Annotated in this window: 17 protein-coding genes and 1 pseudogene; 5 read left to right on the top strand and 13 right to left on the bottom strand. The window is 46.7% G+C overall.

Annotated elements, in window-relative coordinates; all coding sequences use genetic code 11:
* The first annotated feature begins 92 nt into the window (after window positions 1-92).
* Window positions 93-1007 carry a 2-dehydropantoate 2-reductase gene (gene panE / locus AB3Y96_RS16825; protein WP_367299755.1) on the top strand — a complete coding sequence of 305 codons (915 nt, stop codon included), beginning with the start codon at window positions 93-95 and terminating at the stop codon, window positions 1005-1007.
* Window positions 970-1563, top strand: a complete 594-nt coding sequence (yajL, locus tag AB3Y96_RS16830; protein ID WP_072308552.1) for a protein deglycase YajL — start codon at window positions 970-972, stop codon at window positions 1561-1563. Before panE ends, yajL begins: the two co-directional genes overlap by 38 nt.
* Window positions 1564-1702: 139 nt before the next feature.
* Here yajL and thiI read toward each other — a convergent pair whose 3' ends face one another.
* A complete protein-coding gene (thiI, locus tag AB3Y96_RS16835; RefSeq protein WP_367299756.1) occupies window positions 1703-3151 on the bottom strand; it encodes a tRNA uracil 4-sulfurtransferase ThiI in 1449 nt (482 codons plus the stop codon).
* A 259-nt stretch (window positions 3152-3410) separates the two neighbouring features.
* Between thiI and xseB the strand changes: the two genes are divergently transcribed.
* From xseB to dxs, 3 genes are all read left to right on the top strand, one after another.
* Window positions 3411-3653: an exodeoxyribonuclease VII small subunit gene (gene xseB / locus AB3Y96_RS16840; RefSeq protein WP_367299757.1), complete on the top strand. Its 243-nt coding sequence runs from the start codon at window positions 3411-3413 to the stop codon at window positions 3651-3653.
* A 3-nt stretch (window positions 3654-3656) separates the two neighbouring features.
* Window positions 3657-4562: a (2E,6E)-farnesyl diphosphate synthase gene (ispA, locus tag AB3Y96_RS16845; RefSeq protein ID WP_072308550.1), complete on the top strand. Its 906-nt coding sequence runs from the start codon at window positions 3657-3659 to the stop codon at window positions 4560-4562.
* Window positions 4563-4739: 177 nt separating this feature from the next.
* Window positions 4740-6605, top strand: a complete 1866-nt coding sequence (gene dxs / locus AB3Y96_RS16850; protein WP_367299758.1) for a 1-deoxy-D-xylulose-5-phosphate synthase — start codon at window positions 4740-4742, stop codon at window positions 6603-6605.
* Between the two features lie 77 nt (window positions 6606-6682).
* On the opposite strand, the gene AB3Y96_RS16855 is transcribed toward dxs, so the two are convergent.
* The 12 genes and pseudogenes from AB3Y96_RS16855 to tssA all read right to left on the bottom strand — a co-directional run bounded on the left by AB3Y96_RS16855 (window position 6683) and on the right by tssA (window position 24190).
* A complete protein-coding gene (locus tag AB3Y96_RS16855) occupies window positions 6683-7201 on the bottom strand; it encodes an Hcp family type VI secretion system effector (protein WP_072308548.1) in 519 nt (172 codons plus the stop codon).
* 459 nt (window positions 7202-7660) lie between these two features.
* Complete coding sequence (locus AB3Y96_RS16860) at window positions 7661-8932, bottom strand: RidA family protein (protein ID WP_367299759.1); 1272 nt, start codon at window positions 8930-8932, stop codon at window positions 7661-7663.
* A 194-nt stretch (window positions 8933-9126) separates the two neighbouring features.
* Window positions 9127-10104, bottom strand: a complete 978-nt coding sequence (locus AB3Y96_RS16865; protein ID WP_367299760.1) for a hypothetical protein — start codon at window positions 10102-10104, stop codon at window positions 9127-9129.
* Window positions 10105-10400: 296 nt separating this feature from the next.
* Window positions 10401-11378, bottom strand: a complete 978-nt coding sequence (locus AB3Y96_RS16870; protein ID WP_367299761.1) for a hypothetical protein — start codon at window positions 11376-11378, stop codon at window positions 10401-10403.
* Window positions 11379-11467: 89 nt separating this feature from the next.
* On the bottom strand, window positions 11468-13906 hold the full coding sequence (locus AB3Y96_RS16875) for a hypothetical protein (RefSeq protein ID WP_367299762.1): 2439 nt from the start codon (window positions 13904-13906) through the stop codon (window positions 11468-11470).
* Complete coding sequence (locus tag AB3Y96_RS16880) at window positions 13903-14829, bottom strand: DUF4123 domain-containing protein (protein WP_367299763.1); 927 nt, start codon at window positions 14827-14829, stop codon at window positions 13903-13905. Before AB3Y96_RS16880 ends, AB3Y96_RS16875 begins: the two co-directional genes overlap by 4 nt.
* A gap of 10 nt (window positions 14830-14839) precedes the next feature.
* The gene (locus AB3Y96_RS16885; RefSeq protein ID WP_367299764.1) at window positions 14840-15118 is read right to left on the bottom strand and encodes a PAAR domain-containing protein; all 279 of its coding nucleotides are present in this window, start codon (window positions 15116-15118) and stop codon (window positions 14840-14842) included.
* Between the two features lie 13 nt (window positions 15119-15131).
* Window positions 15132-17183: a type VI secretion system Vgr family protein gene (locus AB3Y96_RS16890; protein WP_367299765.1), complete on the bottom strand. Its 2052-nt coding sequence runs from the start codon at window positions 17181-17183 to the stop codon at window positions 15132-15134.
* Window positions 17184-17191: 8 nt separating this feature from the next.
* The gene (locus AB3Y96_RS16895) at window positions 17192-17605 is read right to left on the bottom strand and encodes a molecular chaperone (RefSeq protein ID WP_367299766.1); all 414 of its coding nucleotides are present in this window, start codon (window positions 17603-17605) and stop codon (window positions 17192-17194) included.
* A gap of 64 nt (window positions 17606-17669) precedes the next feature.
* The gene (locus tag AB3Y96_RS16900) at window positions 17670-19019 is read right to left on the bottom strand and encodes a VasL domain-containing protein (protein ID WP_367299767.1); all 1350 of its coding nucleotides are present in this window, start codon (window positions 19017-19019) and stop codon (window positions 17670-17672) included.
* A gap of 54 nt (window positions 19020-19073) precedes the next feature.
* Window positions 19074-22766: a type VI secretion system membrane subunit TssM gene (gene tssM, locus AB3Y96_RS16905; protein ID WP_367299768.1), complete on the bottom strand. Its 3693-nt coding sequence runs from the start codon at window positions 22764-22766 to the stop codon at window positions 19074-19076.
* Window positions 22763-24190: pseudogene (tssA, locus tag AB3Y96_RS16910) on the bottom strand (type VI secretion system protein TssA). Before tssA ends, tssM begins: the two are co-directional and overlap by 4 nt.
* Between the last annotated feature and the right edge of the window lie 12 nt (window positions 24191-24202).

A 24202-nucleotide genomic window follows, 5' to 3' on the forward strand; every position in this document is an offset into this window, starting at 1 on the left:
TGCCGCCGCGATGCAACTCGAATTATTTTGGCTATAGATTGAATATTTCTGCTTTGCGCGCAAATCGCCTGATGCATCGGGCAGGAGGCCAAATGAAAATAACAGTTCTTGGTTGTGGGGCGCTAGGGCAGCTATGGTTATCGGCACTGGAACAAGCTGGGCACGATGTTCAAGGCTGGTTGCGCGTGCCTCAGCCCTACTGTCCAGTTAACATAATCCAACTTAACGGGCAGTCCTACAATAAAAACCTCGCAGCGAACGACCCTCTGCATTTAGCCGAAAGCCAAATTTTATTGGTTACGCTAAAAGCTTGGCAGGTATACAACGGTTTGGTTCCGTTGCTGGCAAAAATCCCCCCTCATTGCCGAATTATCCTGCTGCATAACGGCATGGGCAGTCAGGATGAGTTACCAAAGCTGATTGAACAACCTCTATTTCAAGGGGTAACCACCCATGCCGCGCGCCGTGATGGCAATACGATTATCCACGTTGCCGCGGGTGCGACGCATATCGGTCCAACGAACTCAGCCGCTATTGGGCAAAGCAACGTTGCTGAAGTCTTGCATCAGGCGCTTCCTGATGTGGCATGGCATGACAACATCATGCCCGCTATTTGGAAAAAATTAGCCGTTAACTGCGTTATTAATCCATTGTCGGTCATCTATAACTGCCGCAACGGCGATCTGCAAAAATACATGCCGCACGTAGAGGCCATCGTAAAAGAAATCTCCGATGTCATGGAGGCTGAAGGGTATCGAACATCCCCCGAAAGCCTATTGCATTACGTGACCAACGTGATGTGCATGACCGCCGATAATTACTCTTCTATGTACCAAGACGTGCAGGCACAGCGACATACTGAAATTGACTACATCACCGGCTATCTGCTCAGGATGGCACGTAAGCACGGGCTTAGCGTTACTGAGAATGCCCATATTTTTGAAACCATTAAACGAAAGGAACAAACCTATGAGCGCATCGGCTCTGGTGTGTCTGGCTCCTGGTAGCGAAGAAACTGAAGCAGTAACAACCATTGATTTGCTTGTTCGCGCGGGCATTAAAGTCACTACGGCAAGTGCTGCCAGCGATGGCGAATTAGTCATAGTCTGTTCACGCGGCGTTAAACTGCTAGCAGATAAACCACTGGTTCAGGTTGCCGATGAGTCTTATGACGTGATTGTTTTGCCCGGTGGAATGCAAGGCGCCGAGTGTTTTCGAGACAGTGAATTAGTCGTTGAGAAAGTGCGTCAAATGCATCTAGAAGGAAAACTGGTCGCCGCAATTTGTGCTGCACCAGCGTTAGTATTGGCTCACCACAAACTATTCCCAATAGGGAATATCACCTGTTTCCCAACGCTGAAAGATCAAATCCCCGAAAATCAGTGGATCGACAAACGCGCTTACTTTGATGAACGCGTTAACCTGCTAACCAGCCAAGGGCCGGGAACCAGCATCGATTTTGCGCTAAAGATTATCGACGTGCTTTTAGGCAAAGAAAAAGCCGCCGAAGTGGCAGCTCAGTTAATTCCCGCATCGGGGATCTATGACTATCAGGAGTGGTAATCCAGACATCTTGCCAAGCGTATAATCTGCGTTAGCGGCGAAGTCAGTTTGAGCTCGGCCAGCGCACAGCAACCGGAGCGTACATTCAGTACGTGAGGATTGCGAGCACTGCCCGAGTTCAAAATGGCAAGCTAGCAGATTACGGGCGATACACCTTAACGTTGTTATATCCCTGCTCTTTCAGATACAGCGCCTGCAAGCGGCTCATCACGCCACGATCGCAGTACAACACATAGTTGCGGTTCTGATCGAGATCGCCAAACTGAGTAGCCAGTTTGTAGAATGGTAGGCTTTTCACTTCTAGCCCTTCAATCTTCAGCGGTTTGTCTTCTTGTTCGTCGTTAGAGCGAATATCCAGAACTACTTCATCACCGCTTAGTGCATCAACGGTTTCAACTTCGACCACCTGCTCGCTGGTTTGCTGGGCGATTTCACGGATATCCATGTTTTGCGCTTCGGCCACCACACGTTCAAGAATGTCGAAATCGAAGTTTTCTTCTTCAGCTTCAATCTTGGACTTCACGGCTTTTACGGTTGGACTTTTTGAAATCACGCCGCAGAATTCAGGCATGGTTTTGGCAAAATCTTCAGTCCCAATTTCACGAGCCATATCAATGATATGTTCTTTATCGTGCGAAATCAGCGGGCGCAGGATCAGCGTGTCGGTTACGCCGTCAATCAAACGCAAATTGGTTAGCGTTTGACTTGAAACTTGTCCCAGTGCTTCACCGGTAACCAAAGCCTGAACGCCATAACGTTCTGCAACTTTCGACGCCGCACGCATCATCATGCGCTTGAGGATAACGCCCATTTGGCCATCATCGATTTTCTCCAGAATTTCACCCACCACAGGGGCAAAATCGATGGCCACAAAACGCACACGATGAGAGCTGCCAAAACGGTTCCACAGATAATGAGCGACTTGTTTGACGCCAATTTCATGCGCAGAACCACCCAGATTGAAGAAACAGTAATGTACACGGCAGCCACGGCGCATCAGCATATAGCTGGAAACGCCGGAATCGAAGCCACCGGAAATCAGCGACAGCACATCTTCCTGCGTACCGATTGGGTAGCCACCTAAGCCTTCGTAGCGACCTTTGATCAGCAGCAGGCGGTCGTCTTCAATTTCCAGATGAACGGTGACCTGAGGATGGGACAGTTTTACCTTAGCACTTTCAATATGCTGATTTAGACCACCACCCACGTAGCGTTCAACTTCAATCGACGTAAAATCATGCTTACCACGACGCTTAACACGCACGCAGAAGGTTTTCCCTTCCAGCTTGTCACGATACATTTCAAGCGTTTGCTCAAAGATGTTGTGCATATCGGTGTAAGGGCAGTCATCAACTTCTAAAATGTGATGGATCCCAGGGATTCGTGTTAAAGCATCACGAACCTGTTCGGTGCGGCTTTCATCTTTAGCGCGAACTTCGATATGATCCCAATGGCGTACGATAGCCACTTCATCAATTTGTTTTTTCAGAACGTTGCGAATGTTCCCGGTAAGGATCTTAATAAAGCGCAAACGCACTGATTGGCTTTTGATAGTAATTTCTGGGAATAATTTAATGATAAACTTCATGATGGCAGTGGCTATTTCGTCGTGATTTACGTTAAAAGGGCTTACACTGCATGCTAAGAAATTGAGGACGCAATGTACAAGGCGCGCAGTATAGCACTAACTTGCTCACTGGCGCACTGAACCTCATCTCACGAGTTTAAAATCCGTAATTTGCCAAGTCCTACAGACTCCGGTAACGTGGCAAAAAATTCTGTCACTCCATCGCAGAACCGCTATTTATTGCAGAACAACATTACAGAACAGCGAAGAAAAGAAGACTATGGCAAAAAAAGCACCCGCCGCGCCTAGCTTTGAACAAGCTCTGAGCGAACTAGAACAGATTGTGACTCATTTAGAATCTGGCGAACTGCCATTAGAAGACGCGCTCAATGAGTTCGAACGTGGCGTTCAGCTTGCACGTCAAGGGCAGCAGACGCTGCAACAGGCCGAACAGCGCGTACAGATCCTACTCAATGACGATAAGGACGCCCTTTTATCCCCTTTTAACGCGGATCAAGAATAAAACATGGTTGTTTTTGAACAGTTACTCAAAACCTATCATCAACGCGCCGATGCCGCGTTAATACACTATATTGACCCACTGCCCTTTTCTGACGGGCAATTGGTCGCAGCAATGCGCTATGGTGCACTGCTCGGCGGAAAACGTCTTCGCCCTTTCTTGGTGTATGCCACCGGCGAAATGTTCGGCCTTTCGTTAGATAATCTGGATGCCCCCGCTGCGGCCGTTGAATGCATTCACGCCTATTCGCTGATGCATGACGATTTACCCGCTATGGACGACGATAATCTGCGTCGTGGTCAGCCCACCAGCCATATTAAATTTGGTGAAGCCCACGCGATTTTGGCCGGCGATGCGCTGCAAACGCTGGCGTTCTCGATTCTAGCCGATAGCCCAATGCCTGCGGTTGCCGTTACCGATAGATTGGCGATGCTTAGCGAACTGGCGCAGGCCAGCGGCGTGGCAGGCATGTGCGGTGGCCAAGCGTTAGATTTAGAGGCCGAAGGTAAACGCGTTGATTTGCAGGCGCTTGAGCAAATTCATAGCCACAAAACCGGGGCATTGATCCGCTGTGCTATTCGTATGGGGGCCTTGGCCGCCGGCGATACCGGACGCGCTGCGCTGCCGTTGTTAGACCGTTACGCTCAGGCCATCGGACTTGCATTCCAAGTACAAGACGACATTTTAGATGTTATCGGTGACAGCGCTAAAACGGGCAAACCTCAGGGCTCAGATCAAGAATTAGAAAAAAGCACTTACCCTGCATTGCTCGGCCTCGAACAGGCCCAAAATAAAGCGCTCGATCTGTATAAAGATGCAATACATGTTCTCGAAGAGCTTGAGCAACACCACAGCATTGATACTCTGGCGTTAAAATCCTTAGCCAGTTTCATCATTGAGCGCGATAATTAAACCAATAAAAATAGAAACCGCCCTTCGTGCACGTTAAAACGCTGATGGGTTGGAGTCTATACCCGAAATAATCAGAGTTGCAGTCAGGCGGCAGGTGAACAACACCTTAACAACGCGCATGCAGCTTGAAGTATGACGGGTATATATTGAAAAATGTAATTCAGACATGAGCCGCTAATGAGTTTTGATATAGCCAAATACCCGACACTCGCACTGGTTGAAGATCCTAACGATCTTCGCCTACTGCCGAAAGAAAGCCTGCCAAAGCTGTGCGACGAACTTCGTCAGTATCTGCTCAATAGCGTTAGCCGCTCTAGCGGGCACTTTGCCTCAGGGCTAGGGACCGTAGAACTGACGGTCGCGCTGCACTATATCTATAACACCCCATTTGATTCACTAATTTGGGATGTCGGCCATCAGGCATATCCGCATAAAATCCTGACTGGGCGCCGCGATCGCATTGCAACCATCCGCCAAAAAGGCGGTTTACATCCGTTCCCATGGCGCGATGAAAGTGAGTACGACGTGCTCAGCGTGGGCCACTCTTCGACATCCATCAGTGCTGGATTGGGGATGGCCGTTGCCGCCGAACGGGAAGGTAAAAACCGTCGCACAGTTTGTGTCATTGGCGATGGTGCTATCACAGCAGGCATGGCTTTTGAAGCCATGAACCACGCCGGCGATATCAAAGCGGACATGCTCGTTATTCTGAATGATAATGAAATGTCGATCTCCGAAAATGTGGGCGCGTTGAATAACCATTTGGCCCAATTGCTCTCCGGCAAACTCTATTCCAGCCTGCGTGAAGGTGGGAAAAAAGTGCTATCCGGCTTACCACCGATCAAAGAGCTGGTAAAACGTACCGAAGAGCACCTTAAAGGCATGGTTGTCCCTGGCACCTTGTTCGAAGAACTCGGTTTTAACTACATTGGCCCCGTTGATGGGCATGATGTGCAAGGCTTGGCCGCCACGCTAAAAAACATGCGTGATTTAAAAGGCCCACAGCTGCTGCATATTATGACCAAAAAAGGCAAAGGCTACGCCCCTGCCGAAAAAGATCCTATCAGCTGGCACGCGGTACCTAAATTCGATCCAGCCAGCGGTACCTTGCCAAAAAATTCAGGTGGATTACCAACCTACTCCAAAATATTTGGCGACTGGCTGTGTGAAACGGCGCTCGACGACAGCAAATTAATGGCTGTCACGCCCGCCATGCGTGAAGGGTCTGGCATGGTGCGGTTCTCGAAAGAATACCCGCAGCAATATTTTGACGTTGCGATTGCCGAACAGCACGCCGTCACATTCGCCGCTGGCTTAGCCATCGGTGGCTATAAACCGGTCGTCGCCATTTACTCCACGTTCCTGCAACGTGCCTATGACCAAGTCATTCACGATGTGGCGCTGCAAAAGCTTCCGGTGATGTTTGCTATCGATCGCAGCGGTATCGTAGGCGCCGACGGGCAAACGCATCAGGGTGCCTTTGATATCTCATTCCTGCGCTGTATCCCTAACATGGTCATCATGACACCAAGTGATGAAAATGAATGCCGCCAGATGCTGCACACCGGGCATCAATATCAGGAAGGCCCAACGGCTGTACGTTATCCGCGAGGTTCAGGCACGGGGGCAGCGTTAGAACCTTTAGCCTGTTTGCCAATTGGCAAAGGCATTGTTCGTCGTCAGGGAGAGAAAGTCGCCATACTGAACTTCGGCACGTTAATGCCAGATGCATTAATCGCCGCCGAACAGCTAAATGCCACCGTCGCTGACATGCGCTTTGTTAAACCACTTGATGAAGCATTAGTGTTGGAACTGGCCGCGACGCACGATGTGCTAGTGACGCTAGAGGAAAATGCCATTATGGGCGGTGCCGGTAGCGGCGTGAATGAACTGCTGATGGCTAAGCGTAAAGTCGTCCCTGTACTTAACCTTGGTTTACCCGATAAATTTATCCCGCAGGGTACTCAGGCTGAAGCATTGCATGAAATCGAACTTGATTCGGCAGGCATCGTCAGCCAGATCGAGCGTTGGTTACAAGACTAAACTTCATTGCCCAAATAACAAAGCTACCTTTCGGTAGCTTTGATTTTTTTGCACTTAACACACAAGCTAAGCCAATATTAAGACTCGCTTGGCGCACGCCAGTCATCGGCACCAGAAGTACCGGAAACGGTATGTTCCCAAGTAATTTTACGATATGCCAAAGACACTTTGACTAACTGAGTGAATTCAGCTTTAACGGCATCTTGGCAGTGTGGCATGTGGCAATCAATATCAACAATTGTGGCATCATCCAAAATGGTTGAGAAGAAATGCTCTTGTTTACCCTCAATGGAAGTGCGATACCATTTCAGCTCAACTTTCGGCAACATCTCGCCTGAAGCTAATGCGTTATATAGCAAAGGCACGGCTTTGTTCAACGCAACGGTGAAACGAAACGGCTTATGAACACGCTGGCCAGAAGGCTGACCTGACTGTGGGTCGGTTGGTACAGTCACAATGTGTTCAAATTCCTGCACTAGCATTTGGTCTTCATGGCCCTGAACGTAAATGTTACCCACAGAATCAGAAGTGAATGCGCCAGACGTAATATTTCCCTGCGTTTTACCTTGGATGGAGATATAACATGGAGTAGGCATTGCAATATCCTTATAAATAAACCGAACTGAGTTAAGAGGGATGTTCCTTAAAAGAAAAAGGGAAGTGCGTCTTTTTCTTTCTGCATGCTATCTGCCTATCTGAGAAATTTGTTTCCAACCATTAAAATGAATGTAAGAAAATATGAATAACATTATTCGTAAACTAGAAAAAAACTTCCATTTTGAGCGTTTTAATTGTGAAAAACCTAATAATTAGATTAATAATCTACAAAAACCATGTGCTAAGTTTTTTATACACTGGAGATAAAACGCCCTTCCGCCAATAGATGGAATTACGCGACCAAAGAATTTTATTTTTTGAGCACTGCGTGCGCTCGCCCTATGCAGAGCGAGGCTTGATTGAAATAACGATATTAAGAGACGACATCTCGAACCACTCAATAAAACCAGTCATTCGGATGAATAAACATAGTTAGCGAAGAAATCACAAGTCAAAGTTTATGCCTTCGGCGGCGTTCCTTCCTCATTTGCGACAACAACCTCTATCTGGATTAGCGCATCTTTAGGTAAAGCAGATACGCCAATAATTCTTCGTGCAGGAGTACCACTTGGGAAGAATGTTGTGTAAACGCTATCTACTGCGGAAATATCTGCAATATGTTTAAGGGCGATATTAACTTTAACAACGTCACCCATCGTGTGCTCGATGCTCTCTATAATTGCCTTAATATTTTTAAGGCATTGCTCAGCCTGCTCTTTGACACCACCGGCGACTAATTTGCCGGATTTGGCATCAATAGGCAGTTGAGCTGACAAATGGTTGTAATGAGAAAAAGCGACAGTCTGTGTAGACAGAGGGCATTTTGGCGCATTGTCCGTATTGTGTGGTTCTACAATGAGCCCATGTCTATCTTCAACGGCCTGCGGCGGTGTACCGTCGCCGTGTGACACCACGGCTTCAATTTGCACCAAAGCCCCCATAGGTAACCCTGACGCAACAATCACCGCTCGTGCTGGAACATAGCCCAAGGTTCGGGCAATCGCTGAGTCGGGAAAAAATGTAGCATAAACTTCGTTGACGGCTTCAAGATCCGAAAGGTTTCTCAGGAAAATACTTATCTTCACAATGTCATCAAAGGACACGTCAATACTGTCTACAATAGCTTTAATATTCTTTAAACACTGCTTAGTTTGCTCTTTAATCCCCCCCTCTACCACTCTGCCGGTTATCGGATTAATAGGTAATTGGGCCGAAAGATTATTATAATGAGAAAAAGCGACTGTTTGTGAAGATAGAGAACTCACTGGCGCATTTACCGTGTTATTTATAAGCTTTATCAGGTCGCCAGTTTGTGGGGCGTTTGGAATTGTGCCCTCTCCGTTTGAGAGAAGTGCTTCAATTTGCACTAACGCCCCCATAGGCAAAGCATCAACCGCAACAACCGTTAGGGCGGGAACATAGGTTGGGAAGAATGATTTATAAACTATACCTACGGCGTCAGCATCTTTGATATTCTTAACGAATATAGTGATACGAATAATATCACTCATAACATGTTCGATGCTTTCTACAACGGCTTTAATATTGTTAAAACACTGCCCGGCCTGCTCTTTTATACCACCTGCGACCAATTCACCTGATTTTGGATCAATAGGCAACTGAACTGAAAAATTATTATAATGAGAAAATGCGACAGTTTGTGAATGGAGTTCGATATCGCTTGGTGCATTCTGCGTGTTTCTTGCTAAGACTTCATTGTAGCCGCTCATAGTGATGTTCACCGTTAAAAATTAGAGTTTAGTGGGTTATGTGGCAAACAAGACTCTACAGCGCTGTCGATCATTGCTGCGGTTGCATCCACGTAACAAACATTTGAACTTCATAAATTATGAAGCCTTTATTTCAAGCAAAATAAATGCCATGCGTTGAAGCGCACGGCATTTATTTTTTACTTAGCTAGTCATTATCGATGCGACAGAATATCTTCGTCACCACCCACTCGCATTTTGATACTTTCCAGTATCCACAGGATCAGCTCCTCACCGCTAATTTTGTCGCGGTATTCAGGAGGTAAATCCCGAGTATCAATTTCCCCGTCAATCATAATCAGCGGTTTTAAGCGGTTGCCCAGTTCAGTACCGCTAGGCAGCCATTGGAATTCACGCCCGGTCGGGTTGAGTTTATCGTAGCTGGTATAGAGTTCCCCTTTAATCCCACCAACAACCACCGTGGTACTAGGGAAGAAGGTTCTGAGTAGTTTGCCTTTGGAGATGCGACTATCTAAAAAAGGTTGTTCATCTTTATTTAAACTACGCACATCAATGGTAATACGGCTCGAGGTATATTTCCCACCTGTGATGCCACGCCACGTAATGCCATAACTATCTTGCTTCTCAAGGCGCCCTGGGTAATATTGGTACTCGTTGTCAAGGCAATAGCCTTGATCATAGTGCGGATAAACATGATAGGCTATTTTTTTTATATCCCGCATTTGAGCATCAGTTTTGTTTTTTAACTCCTGATCTAGTCTATCGGCTGATAGTGGACGAGGGATTTCTATCGACCTTCCTGTGACTAATATCCATTGTTTACGCTCGGGGACTGATTTTAAATAATACGGATGAAAGCGATATAAAGAACTCATCCCAATATCTGGATTCTTTTCTGTATTTGAATACTCCAATATTATCTTAGGATTAGAGTCCATATTTTTGTGCACAATGCGACTACCCTTGTTGTACTCACTATCTTTAGATATTTTTTCATTAATATAATTAATCCAGTCTTTTTCTATATTTGGATAATCAGCTCTGACTGCCCTTACAATTTCAATGCTAAAGCTGTCAAAGGAATAACCGCCACTATTCATATACATAAAGTTAGGTAATTCAATTTCATAACGGCCAAAGCAGTGTTTTTGCGTGTGAAGTTGAGTACTCATAGCAGTATCCTTACGAAGAGAGTGTGGCCCACAGCCGGTTGTTGATAACACCAAAGTGCTAAGTAATAACCACGATAAATGCCGCATAGCTAATTCCTTTTATTTTTTTGGCGCGCTAATTTCAGCGTTATAGGCCCAACTGGCGGTTTGTATGGATTTTATAAGAAGACTGCTCGATACAATTTTATATTTACAACACGACAAATACATTAGTCATATAGCTATTAAGGAAAAATATACGTTTGAGTCGCTAACGCCATGCATATAAATAATGGCGTTAGCTTAAAGCAGGCTATTTATCGATGAGATAGAATATCTTCGTCACCACCCACCCGCATTTTGATACTTTCCAGTATCCATAGGATAAGCTCCTCACCGCTAATTTTGTCGCGGTATTCAACGGGCAGATCGCGAGTATCAATTTCACCGTCAATCATAATCAGCGGTTTTAGGCGATTGCCCAGTTCAGTACCGCTTGGCAGCCATTGGAATTCACGCCCGGTCGGGTTGAGTTTATCGTGGCTGGTATAGAGTTCCCCTTTAATTCCCCCAACAACAACCGTGGTACTCGGGAAGAAGGTTCTGAGTAATTTGCCTTTGGAAGTGCGACTATCCAAAAACTCCTGTTCATCTTTATTTAAGCTCCGAACGTCAATAGTTATATAGCTAGAAGTATCTTTACTTCCCGTCGTACCGCTCCATGTAATTCCGTAGCTATCTCTTTTTTCTAAGCGCCCTGGATAATATTGATATTCATTATCAAGGCAGTAGCCTTGTTCGTAGTGAGGATAGGCATGGTAGGCTATTTTTTTTATATCCCGCATTTGAGCATCAGTTCTGTCTTTTAACTCCCGGTCAAGTCCATCGACTGATTGCGGGCGAGAGATTTCGATTGTCCTCCCCGTGGCCAATATCCATTCCTTACGTTCAGCGAATGATTTTAAATAATAGGGGTGAAACATATAAATAGAGTTTAATCTTTTAGATACTTCCTTTGATGTATCAATATACTCTAGCATAAGCCTTGGATTATTCTTCATATCCTTATTAATTATTCGACTTCCGGGAGAAATAGCCACATCGGTTGAAACTTTGTTGTTAATATAATTAACCCAATCCTTTTCAATAGTTGGGTAGTCCGTTCTGACTGCCCTTACAATTTCAATGCTAAAATTTTCAAAGGAATAGCTTCCGCTATTCATATACATAAAATTAGGCAATTCAATTTCATAAAGGCCAAAGCAATGTTTTTGCGTGGGAAGTTGAGTATTCATAGCAGTATCCTTACGAAGAGAGTGTGGCCCACAGCCGGCTGTTGATAACACCAAAGTGCCAAGTAATAACCACGATAAATGCCGCATAGCTAATTCCTTTTATTTTTTGGCGCGCTAATTTCAGCGTTATAGGCCCAACTGGCGGTTTGCAGCTCCTTATATACCGCTGCACGAATTTTTTCGTCTTGATACAGGCTATCGTGATATTCACTGCATTCGACCTCCGTAGCCCCTTTCGCCGCCGACAGCGAAAGCTCGCCGTCACCAACGCTGCTGCCTTTTTGCAGCACAAACTCGGTTGGCAACACGGTTAAACTAGTCGTTGCCCCCGTCAGATACAGCGTACCCTGCCCGCTATCTGCCAGTGAGCTAAACAAATGGGTACCTAATACCGAGTCAATGCCGTTGAGCAGGCCGCTGGCGTTAGCCACTCGTTGACCAAACTTTTGCCAGCTATCCGGTGTTCCCAGTGGAGTCACGCTCTGTGCCTGCCAAACCGCTTTATCTCGCGACATAGGCTTACTGTTCTTGCCGCTCAATTGCTGAGTTTTATCTAGCCCTCCAGCTCCCAAAGTCGAATGAAATAATGAGGCATTTTTTAGATATCCAGACACAATCCGAAAATTATCATCGCAACGATCAGACTCAGCACAAAGCTTCTTCCCATCAATTGCTTTATACCAATGACTTTCATTTTGGTATTCCACATAGGTATCACTATCCACAACCATCGCCACCGGATCTGGGGCTTTTTCTCCCTCCACCAATGAAATAGACGGCGGCTGATAGCAAATCCATCCTTTCTCATAGCTATTATTGGGCAACACTTCCAGCGCGCTTTGGCTGTAGCTCAGTACCATGGTGATTTCTGCCGCATTGGCACCGAGCACCTGATTACTGATATAGGCCAGCGCCTTATCTTTTGCAGCCTGATCGTGCTTGCTCCAGTCCACCGATACCGGCGTTTGCATACCCGCACGGAACCAGCAATAGATATCTGGCATACCATCTATTGGCAGGCCAACATGCACTACTTTAATTAACTGAGATTTATCAAAGGAGGGGATAGCCTTTTTAATAACAACAGCACTGCCACGCGGTGTGCTTTTATCACTGGCTGCTGCTGCCGGGTGATTTTGACTGTCGGCATTATCAAAATTCTCCTTAGAGTTTGAATCCTTCTGAGAAGAATTTTCGCCAGAACCACTCCCTCCCGACGTCTCCGGTGATAAATCCGCAAGCATCGCCCGCACCACTTGCCCACCCGCCCCATGCGAAATAATCAGTACCTTTTCAACCGGCTTTTTGGTCATCCATGTACCGTCGCCGCCGTCATCTGAGGTTTTGTACATCGCCATAATCTGTGCAATACGGGTCGTGAGCCGCTGAGCACCGTCGGCACAGCCCTGCATCCAGTTAAAGCCCACCACGTGTAAGGGAAACGCGTAGCCTCCCATCACCTTGGCAAAGTTGGCATCCGCTCCCCAGGGCGGTGGCGATTGTTTACTTGAATCGGTGGAGGGAGCCGCCGGAGGCGTCGGAGCTGGCGTTGACACTGAGGTAACCGTTTTAGGCGCGGCAGTAGCTGCAGCAGGCTTGGATGCCGATTTATCGCTAAAATCAAACAGCGCTTCAATGGCAGCCAACAAGTCTTTCAGCGCTTTTCCCGTTGGCATTACTGGCTGGGGGATATCGCCCGGCAAATTCTGCCCCGCAACGCTAACGTCTTTGATATTAAAACGCGCATCCAAATGGCGCTGTAGCGTCATCAAAAATTCACCGTATTGATGCCAGCACACTTCCCCCCACCCCTGTTTAAAGCGCTGATCAATATCCTGCACCCGCACCGAGGTCATGGTGCTGAAATAGAGGGTATCTGCGCTGCCTTTGGTTGCATCTTGGCTGATTTCAAGCAGGCTATCATCGCGGCCAATCTGCGTTCCCACCAGCATTTCCCTGCGTTTGCTCGCATCACGAAACATCCATTCCAATACCGAAATGGCCCCCCACACGTTACGCCCAATGCGCAAGATATCCTCAGCCTTCCCCATCGCCTCAAAGACATGGGTAATTTCTTTTTCGATGTGGGCAATTTTGGCTTTTATTTCTGCAAGTTGGGCCTTGAGTTTACTGGTAGTTTCTTTGGTATCGCCCACCGCATCGGTGCTGGCTCCCTCAAGCCGCTTGCTAAGGCTATCAAGACCGAGAGCCTTAGCGATTTTTTGGCTCATCTGATACAGCGCCATCAGCGCGCCGTGTAACTGCGTCAATTTTTCCTGCAGCGCCAGCAGTTTTTTAACCAAAGGGGAGGCATTAGCCATCGCAGTCTGTTTGGTGATCATCCCGCTTAAATCAATCGCAGCGGTGCCCAGTGGGGTGTGGTAACTGCCCATTCCCGCCATCGGATCCCACACCGTTTTATGATTTCTGGCATTAGATAAACGCGTTCCTAAGATATCCGGCACAAAAATCACCGGAATAACCACTTTCTTGCACTGGCATTCGCCACGACATTCATGATCGCTCATGCCGTCACCTCCTTATTTTGCGGATACATCATAAAGATTTGATGTTCCAGTTCATCGTCAACCAAGCTGTAACGCTGGAGCCGTTGATGTGACCATAAGGGATTAGGATCTGGGCTTATCCAGCGCTGTATTGGGCCAAAGAAGTCCGTTAATCGGAGCGAATCGAGTGTATTAAGCCAATGAGAAAATACGCGTGGATCGTGAAAACGAAACCGACTATTCCGGTCATCATGTTGCTTGATATAAAGCAGACCTTGCAGATGGGTAACAAGGTCGTTGGCATCACCGTCTGCGACCAGCCATAACGTATTGATCGCGTAATTTGGGCGTGATAGCAGGTATTGCACCATGCGCGGTTTGGCCCATGCGGCTATCAGCCACGGACCATGGCTTTCCAAAGAACGGTCTGCCGCATTGAACAACGAATAATGAGCAACATCCAAACCGCTAGCAAAACCCTGAGGTGCAGCATCTACTGCGCCGTCAATGATGGCCCACAGCGGCAACCCAGCCTCGCACCAGCGATAGATAGCGCTGTGAGTTACATCCAATACGGTTGACGTCTGTTTAGCCGTATTACGTTGTTCTAACTTCGCCATTTGCAGCAGCGTATTTAGCCGTACGCTATCAATCTCCCCGGTATGTAGTACATCGCGCACATCAGCAAGTTGCCAAAATGATTCACCGCCGCGATGCGATATTTCAATCCATATCGGTAGCCGGTAATCATCCATCACCTTGTAGTGTTGAGCCAAAGCAATAATGGTTTCTAGCCGCCTTTCACCTTCCTCTTCGAGCAATATAGGAGGAAGGTCCTGTATGGCCATCACCGTACGCAACGCATTCCCTATCAGCGTTTGCTCGCGCCCACTCTGAAGATTCTCTTGATCTTGTGCATTCAAATACCAGTGTTTCTTTTCCATCACGCTGTCCCTAGCCGATGATAAGACCCGGATCGCCCTGGACGATCACTCCGCCGTGCTTTGTTGATGACCCCATAACAGCGACTGCAATCCCATTTACCGTCAGTAACGGACTGCCAGTAGCGATAATGTCGGGGCCGCCGACAGCACAGACACATTTGTGGCCAACCAGCGCAACAGGTATGCCGTTAACCGTTAATGCCGGATCGCCTTGTATGATTGGCCCACCAACATGAAAAGGAATCGGACAAACATGTTGATGACCAAGTAATGCAACGGGTACGCCCATTGTTTTCTCCCTATCACAATGACTGTAAACAAATTGGACAAATTTCTGAAAGGGGATCGCCATTCATTGCCGTGGCACTTAAGGCCGACATCGAACTGCTCCCACCGCTGGTAATACGCGTAACGGCCTTGATATTGACCAAATTCGACGATAGCGAAATGCCTGAGCTATCGATGACAATCTTGCCGCTAGGGCCTTGCAATACCACGCTTTTTGCCCCTTGCAATACCAGATCGTTGGTGTTGATCAGCACCTTTTTATTGGCCAGTAGCTCATAGGTTCCCGCTACCGTGTGATGGTGATCTCCCGCAATCTCCTCGGAAAAATCCGCACCCATTTTATCTTTACGCTGATTAAGAACATGAAACAAATACTGATTATCTATTTGTATTTGTTGGTTATTCATCACATTTATCATCTGATCGTGATGGATGCGTTCGATATGGTCGTGAGTGACATCGCTGGTTTTATCGTTGCCAATTTCCTCAACCTGGTCGTGCTTGATCGTTTTAGAGCGATCTTGCTCGACTACGAGGTATTGGTTGTTTTTAACTTCAGTCTGCTGATCTTTTTGCGCATGCAGATAGACAAGCTGTTGCCCCTGCTCGTCTTCAAATGAGAGTTCGTTATAACCGGCCCCTTTGTGGGTATCGGTGCGCAGCACGGTGCGCGTTTTATGCATAGGCAATGCGTGGGGAGGAACATTAACAACGTGATAAGTACGGCCAGTAATAATCGGTTGGTCGGGGTCACCCTCTAAAAAATCGACAATAACCTCATGCCCAATACGCGGCACTGCCATAGCACCATAGCGGCTGCCCGCCCAACCTTGGGCGACACGGATCCAGCAAGAGCTGGTTTCGTTCCCTTTGCCTTCAAGATCCCAAGGAAACTGAACTTTGACCCGCCCCACTTCGTCACAGTAAATTTCTTCATTTTCCGGTCCAACTACTACCGCCATCTGTGGCCCATCAACACGCGGGCGCGCATTAGGTAAAGGCCGCCACGTTTGACCATCTGGGATCATCAAAAAGTAGCTTTCCAGAAAAGTCCCCGTAGCACCGGCTTCTTCCCTTTGTGATTGTGGTTGCTGCCCTTCCGTTTTGAGCGAAATAATTTGCCACTTCTGGTTGAATGGCTCATGTGAATGAGAAGTCATGGCAATGCACTGACCTGCCATCAAAGCAGGGCTATCTGAACGCCCCCGTGCTTGCATCGCGTCCTGCCGCAGTGCGTCCAAACGATATCCCGTGTACGCCAGACCATTAAAATCCGTTTTATATCGCCCAGGAAAATCATAATGCAACGCTTCACTCCGCTGATGATCGCCCCGACTATGCTCTTGATAAAGCATTTCCCATGCCGGATTTTTGAAGGTGTACTCTTTAAGCAATACCTGCGCTGTACGCACGTTTTCTTCATAGCTAAAACGCTGAATACTTGCGCCCTCATTCAATCCGCGCTGATGCGGATTATAGGGAAGCGTTTCTCCCATTGGTAAAAAGGTACAATCATCAACAAACACGATTTCCTGTTTATTATTTTCAAAACGAAAATACCAAGAAATACCTTCTTCAGCGGCTAATCGTTCAATAAATGCCAGCGTTGATTCACGGTACTGCACGCAATATTCCCGCATTGGATGTTCATAACGCAGTTGGAAACTAAACTGAATGACATTAGCCTTGCGCAACAATGTAGTAATAATCTGTTGCGGTGTTTGCTGCTGAAAAATACGTGACGAATGCTCTAAAGACAGCGTCCATATAGCGGGTCGTAATGTGACGCTATATCGCGTGCGTTCATTTCCCGCATCGCTGTGGGAAAAGCGACTAATCACCCCATTTATTCGCCGCTGAAGCGCACCGTTGTACCAGATTTGTAGCTCAGCGGTATTATCGAGTACTCGGCCAAAACTGATTTTCTGTAGCACACTCGAAAGCTCAACCAATAACGAATAAACCTGTGAGAGTCCTTCATCAAGGGTAAAGCTGACTACGTTAAATGTGTGTTCAGGCAATGATTGAGTGGTAAAGGTGAACTGTAATCCCGTGTTATCAGACATATTGCCCCCTAGCCTCTGGCTTTAGCCAAAGCAACAAATGCGGCGATGTGCTGGTTAGCGGCCAGCGATTGGCAGGTGCTGGAAACATCAGTGCCATCCGCGGTTATACTTTGCTCAACTTTTTGCCCCATCTGATCGAGCTTAGCGTTATACATCCCCGTAGATTCACCGTTCGGGTAGTATTCGCGGCTATCCCAGCCCATATCCATGGCGGTAACAATAGCAATCATGCTCAGGGATTTATTAGCGGGTATATCTGCCACGCCGCAGTGGTCGCGTAGGTAAGCAGCACTGCCGATTAAATCGGCCAATCCGCTCATTTGTTCCTGCACGGAGGGCGTTGTGCCGCTCTCCGCTTGGCTCGCGCTAATTAAAATAGCGAAACTCAGTGCACCTATTTTTATCCATGCATTCTTTTTCATTAACTCGTCCTCGTTAATAAATACGCGGTGTAACATCACTCAAAACTCTATTATTGAGACTCTATTATTGAGACTCTCTTTCTTTTGCTGCTTGTAATAATAAATAACGTGCCTGTAGCCCTTTTAGTTGATCATCAATTTGGTGCAACTGGGCAGGTGAAGGTTTCACGCCTTGCTGATTTTGCTGCTCTATTTGCGTGAGCAAATAAGCCATCGGTGGAGATGCGCTTAATTGACTTTGAATGTTGTATAGCCCTGTTTTAAGGCTAGAGATCGTCATATAACCGCGGTGTAGTTTCTCTGATTCTAAGAGCTCATTCAGTAAGGCTTGCACTGCCTGTTGGGTAGATAAATAGCCTGTATCTTTGGCTACCGCCGATAGGTTTTCTAACTGTTGTCGCCATTGGGTAGAAACGCTATTTTGTGGGTAGACTTTTTGTAGCAATTGACTTATTTCCTGCCCACGCTGTAAGTCATTTATCGGAGAGGCTTGAGCAATATCCAGTAATTTTTGCTGGTAAACGCGAAGAATCTTTTGTTCTTGTTGCTGCAATTCAGCGTTGTGAGTCATCGCTTGATTGATCGGCATAAGCTCAGGCTCTGGCTGTGCGGCCGCTAAAAAATGTGCCACTGGCGCTTCTGGTTCCCACAGGTGATAGGCCAATACGCCCCCAAGCGTTAACACGCATCCTGCTACCATGCCCGATAGCACCGGGATCCATGGGAAACGCTTTTTAGTTTTCAGGGCATGAATTGAAGTAAATACTTGTTGGGAATCTGTCGTTGTCGGTATGGCGGAGGAAAAAGAGGAGTTCGTTGGCGCTTCTTGCTGAGGCAGATAAACCAGCGGCAATACCACGGGGGGCTCACTCGCATACGTACTCGCCGCCGCTTTGCTTTCTTTTACGCACTCTTGTAAAAAGTAAAGCAAGCTATTGATCAACATAACGTTGATCTCTTTGTGTTGTTGCAATTTATCGCTCACGCGCTTTAGCGCATATTCGGCTCGAAATACATCTTGCATCGTTTCCGGTGAACGAACGAGTTGTCGTACAAGTGCGCCCACTCGAGCGGCAAACCAATCAAGCATCTCATTGCGTGCTCTCATCGCGCCCGTACTTGGCCAGAAGGTCTCCCACTGCGACACAATAAGAACCGCCATGAGCTCACAGCCTTCGGCAAACCCGTTCCATCCATTTAAACGAGTTCGAGCCATCGAGTAATAAACCACGCTTTGTAAATCAACGCCGTTTTTAGTAAATAGAGCAACCCCAAGCCGTTGCACCAAACTCCAATCAACCGGAGGATGCAAAGGGTGAGTCATCTTATTAATTTCGCCTCGGATACGCTCAAATTCATCAAAATCGCGCGGATCTTTTCCTGTTGCTACTTGTTGATAATCAATATTAGCCATATGCCTAACATCAGTGCCGCCGGAACATCACCAACGACACTGATATTCTCCTGATCAGTAAAGTTGGTCAGTCAGAGTAAATTGACTGAATAAGCCACCAGCGAACGGGTTATTTGATGCATCCATAAATACGCGGTAGGTCATCGTTCCGTTATCTACAGAGAAACGAACATCAAAACTGCTATCCTGCACGTTGGTCAGTTCACCCTTATCCCATAAACGGAACATCGCCCATGGCCCAACATAACCAACGCTGCGCGGGGATCCTCCACTGATATCAGGAACGAGCGTTAACTTACTTTCATTTCCTGCTCGCATGGTATTTGGCCAGACCAAATGTGCCGTATGGCTATTTCCTTGGGTGTAGTCTAGTAATTGACCATCCAAATTCAGTACCGCACGACGTTTGTTTGAACTCAAATCGACCGGAGCAACGGCAAATTGAATACCAAAGCCATTTTGTGCTGAGAAGAAGGTTGAGCGGATTTTTTCACCCTGCTCCAGCGCCGTTAATATTTCAGGGCGGATCAGGCTATTACCTTCACGATCCAAAGAACCGCTATCTTCAATAAAGACCTTGAGATTATTTTTATAGAAACTATCTAAGGTTCCATTTGGAGCAAAGAAACGCTCCATATCGCTCAACGCCACTTCTTTGGTTGCCTTAGGATCGAACGGATAACGATCGGCCATTTGAGTGGTAAACGGCGTGACTACGGTTTTAGACCATTCGGCCTCAAGTGATTTTAAAGCCAGCGCCGTTATCGTATTCCAACTGTTTTCAGCCAGCTGCGCTACCCAACGCCCAAGTGGATCTGACAAATTTTTAGATAGCTGTTGAGCGGTAAAGAAAGCATCGGCGTTATTCTGCTGCAACCTCATCTGTACCAGAAGCAACGCCGCTTTACCCGGTTCTGGGGCGTTACTGATTCGATGCAGCTCATTGCTCATTTCATTGAGTGCTTTATAGGCCTGCTGGACTTGGCCGTTTTGATCGTCACCATTTTCAACCAGCGCATTTTGCTCGGAGAACGAACGGCTAATACGATTGAGTAGCAGGTACTCTGGCTGATTATCGAGTTGATTAAGCGATTCTTTTTGCGCTGAGTTCAGTACCTTATTAGCCACAGAGTTTTCCTTTTGCCCTTTGGCTACAACGACTGGTGGTGTTTTGACTTCGCTCGCTAGCGCAGCCACTAAATGAGGCTGAGTATTATCGCCAAGTAAAACAAGCGTCCGCCAAAGAGGCTGGCCGTTGTTAAGTACCGCATCTAACGCATCTGAAGCCTGCTCAACATCATCAAAAGGCCTAATGCTCAGGTTATTAACCGCATTACGCCAAGTGCTGGTGTAATCTCCCACATAGCGTTCTGTGATTTGACGTTCGATCTCGGCCTTATCCGCATCGCTATAATCGACGTTGTCGGTTAAACCCAGCACCCATGAATCAAGTGCCGTAATAGAAACCAACTTATCAGTTTGTTTTACAAAGAAACGGCTTAGGCCATAACGCGTCCAGAACTGAGGCAATTTGAGGAGTTCTTCATTGTCAGCGACGAAAACCGTATCAAACTGAGCACCAATCTCCGTACGCAAGTCCATATCCTGAGGAAGCTGAGTTTTCGCCTTAATAATGAGATTTTGGTAAACCCGCTGATACAAGGGTAATTTGCTTAATTCTATTTGAGCAGAGCGGATTGAAGATGCATATGGCTCATACGTTTTGATAGCTTCAGCATTTGATTGGCTACGATCCAGTGCCCAATCCGTATGTTGCAACGCATAATCAAGATGCGTCATCAAGCGCTCTTGTACATCACGTTGTCCGGTATATGCGGTTTGCCAACGAGCGCGCATATAATCTTCCACTAGCGGAATATTACGACCGCTCTTGTCATCAATCATGCGCATAATACGCAATAGAGCGAGCTTCTCTTCGCTATTGGCCGGAGCGTTATCAAGATGCTGTTGGAGATCTTTCATCAGCACTGGCAAGAAGCGCGACTCAAGCAATCGTAAATAGGTTTTTTCGACTAATTGACCAATTTTGGCCCCTTGATAGAGTCCCATATCTGACATGAACTGATTTTTCTCACGATAGTCACCGTAAGACATCGTCGCATCGCGAATAAGATCCATATGAGGCAGCCAATCAGCCCCCAATGGTAGTTTACTCACCGGTTCACCTAGCTTTTGAAATTCGCTCACTTTATTAAGCGCAACTTCACCAGCATGGTAGTTTTTCAAATAATAATAATACCAACCACTCAGTAATAGCAGAGCAAAACCACCTGAAATCACGGCAATAAGCGTCAGGTTATGACGACGAATTTTGACATGTTCATGATTTTCACCCGCCAAATTAGGCTCAGAAAAAAGAACCTGATTAAATAGCTGGGGTATGAAATAGCTGCGCTGATTATCTTGATTTGCCCACACATTTTTATGACTAACGTGGAGCTTATAGTGACGGCATACCGCATCGCTGAAAAAATCGCTGCGTCTATTTTGCTGTAAGCTAGAGGTGAAATAGCAGCCACGAATCAGCATTTGCCGGCCGGGATCACGATTATAATGTCGTTTTAATCCCGCAATCAGCTCTTCAACAACCAGTTTAATACCCGCAATTTGCCCCACAAAATTAAATAATGCCGAACGGAGATCGAGCGACGTGCGGTGCACCATTTGATCCGGCATCAAATTATTAAAGTTTTCCTGCCATTCTCCCCAAAATTGGGTTAGCTCCCGTCGCCAGGCATCCTCATTAGCGTCATCTAATGCAAACGTGATCCCTAATGTTTCATCAAGCCGTGAGCGGTCAAGAATAGGATAGATTGTCTCGAAGCCGGTCAATACATCTAACTTAGTGAAAACTAAATAGACCGGTATACGACAAGCAAAACGATCGCTCATTTCCAGAATATAGGCCTGCCATTTTTGGGACCATTCACGTCGCCCTTCTGCCGTCATTTCCATTATTTCTTGGATATTAATGGTCAAAATCGCACCATTAAGAGGCTGACGCTGGCGCACTTTCATTAACCAATCTTGCAAATTTAGGCGTAATGCATGACCTCGAGAAATTTCATTACTTTTTTCTTCAGTACTATTCTGGCCAAAAAACTCACCGGGAGGATCTATTATTACAGCCTTCTGTGTTAACCAAAGTTGTAATGTTTTTACGCCTGAGCCTTCTTTATTTGCAATAGTTGGTGTATCAGCGGTGCCAATGGGAATAATTTGATTAGATTTTTGAATCAGACTCGTTTTCCCGCTTAAACTTTCCCCCATCACGATATACCACGGCCGTGCATACATCGCATTTCGGCGATGGCTTCGCTGCTGGTACTGTGCTAACCATGTTTGCAAATATCCGGCTTGTTGTTCCGTACTGTTTTTGTAGGGTTCAGATTCATCCTGCTGCTGAATAGCTGCAGTTTTGGAAATTTGCGAATAAAGATAAACAATCACAACCACCAGCGCGAGCAACAACATCCCTAATGTCGCGACGACTTGGCGGCTTGGTGTACTGAGTGGGGATAGGTCGCCGATATGCCACCGGGGCCCCCACCACCAAATACTGAATAGACCAATAACCCATAATACCCAGAGGATCGTTAATGAAAATGTCGGACGAGGTAATGAAAAAGGGATCCGAAAGCGCAATAAATTACGGAAATAACGTACAGGTGTTAGCAAGTTAGAGGTAAATGTGGAAATTGAAGAGATAATTGACTGAACATTCATGATACTGACTCCTCTGTGGTAACAACAGAACGTTCAGCTACGTGTTCTTCTAATTGAGAGAGCAATGAAGGCTCCCAATCTGCAAGGGTTACACCATGACTATTACGCCATAAACTCTCAAAATGCTGGTTGGATAATGTCGTCATCCCTGCTTCCATAAGAAGTTGCGCAATTGTCAGTTGGTTATAAAACTGCTCACGAGGTTCCTGTTCGCGCGATTGCTGGTTTTCCAATTGCTTCAAGGCCGCACTCAAGCCATGTTCACGATATTGCGCCCAAACACTTTCATAAGACCCCGTCGAAATATCCGTATTCTTCTGCTTTTCCTCAAGCCATTGGCGCGTGTCATCGCCAATAAACGGCGTTCCATCACTAAATGTCATAGAATTCAGCGAGGGTATTTTTTCGAGTAGCCGTTGTGCGGACTGCCTTATTGATTCAGCAACCGCGGAATACCCCAATTGACGGGCAATTTGAGCAGAGAAAAAGTGTCCATCGAACCAATACGGAGCCAGCGTGATACTCGTCTCTATCTGCTACCAGAGGGGTATTCCAGCATTCGCTAGCGCAGTTCGGTAGTCGGCAACACGATCGTGAGAGACTGCCGCAAGCTGCGTAGTCCGCCCATCCTTGCACAACGGGGCGGTCTTTAAGGTGTACCAGATTGCATGGCGGCGTAGGCTATAGCCGATGGGATCATCAGGCTGACTTTCACAGAGAAGCTCAGCGACCTTCAACAACGTTTGCTTCCATACACGATCGGAATCGTGCTGAATCTCTACTTTAGGCATCAATGAAACAACATTTTGCTCAGTTTGAGGCGCGGTACTATTGATCTGGCCTTGTGGTATTGGCGTATCGGCCTTCGCTGCCACAACCTGTTCAAACTGAGGAATAAGATGAGTGACCTCACCTGCTAATGCAGGATCAACCGACTCAAACAACTTTTGCAGTTGAAGCAAGCCATTGCGGACCAGTTCGCGAGAATGGGCATCAGCGTGTTGACAGAAATGCCCAGCGCTGCCAGAAAAACGCTTGATCACCTGTAGTAATAGTCGATGGCGTAACTTGCTATCATGAGGCCACGCCTGTGCGCCAAAGCGGCTGACATAATCAACGAGCAAAGTACAAGCCAGGGCAATATTTGAAGGTTCTCCGCCATGCTGTAACGTCCGCAGGAAATGAACCATAATCCTCATGTCTTTACATTCGGACTCTAATAAGTGCAAACATCCATTTTGGAGTGCAGCAATATCCACCTGCTCGTGGGATAGCGAGCCAAGCTTAGCTATCTCTGTATCAATAAACTCCCATTCAGGAAAATCATCAGGGATCCGAGCAACGATATTTGCTTCTGGTAATAACGCCAAAACTCTCTGACGCCATGGATGCTCCATCAATACCGTATCTTCAATTGTGGTCATTTTTATTACATA

It is taken from the genome of Hafnia alvei, assembly GCF_964063325.1.
GTDB classification, from domain to species: Bacteria; Pseudomonadota; Gammaproteobacteria; order Enterobacterales; family Enterobacteriaceae; genus Hafnia; species Hafnia alvei_B.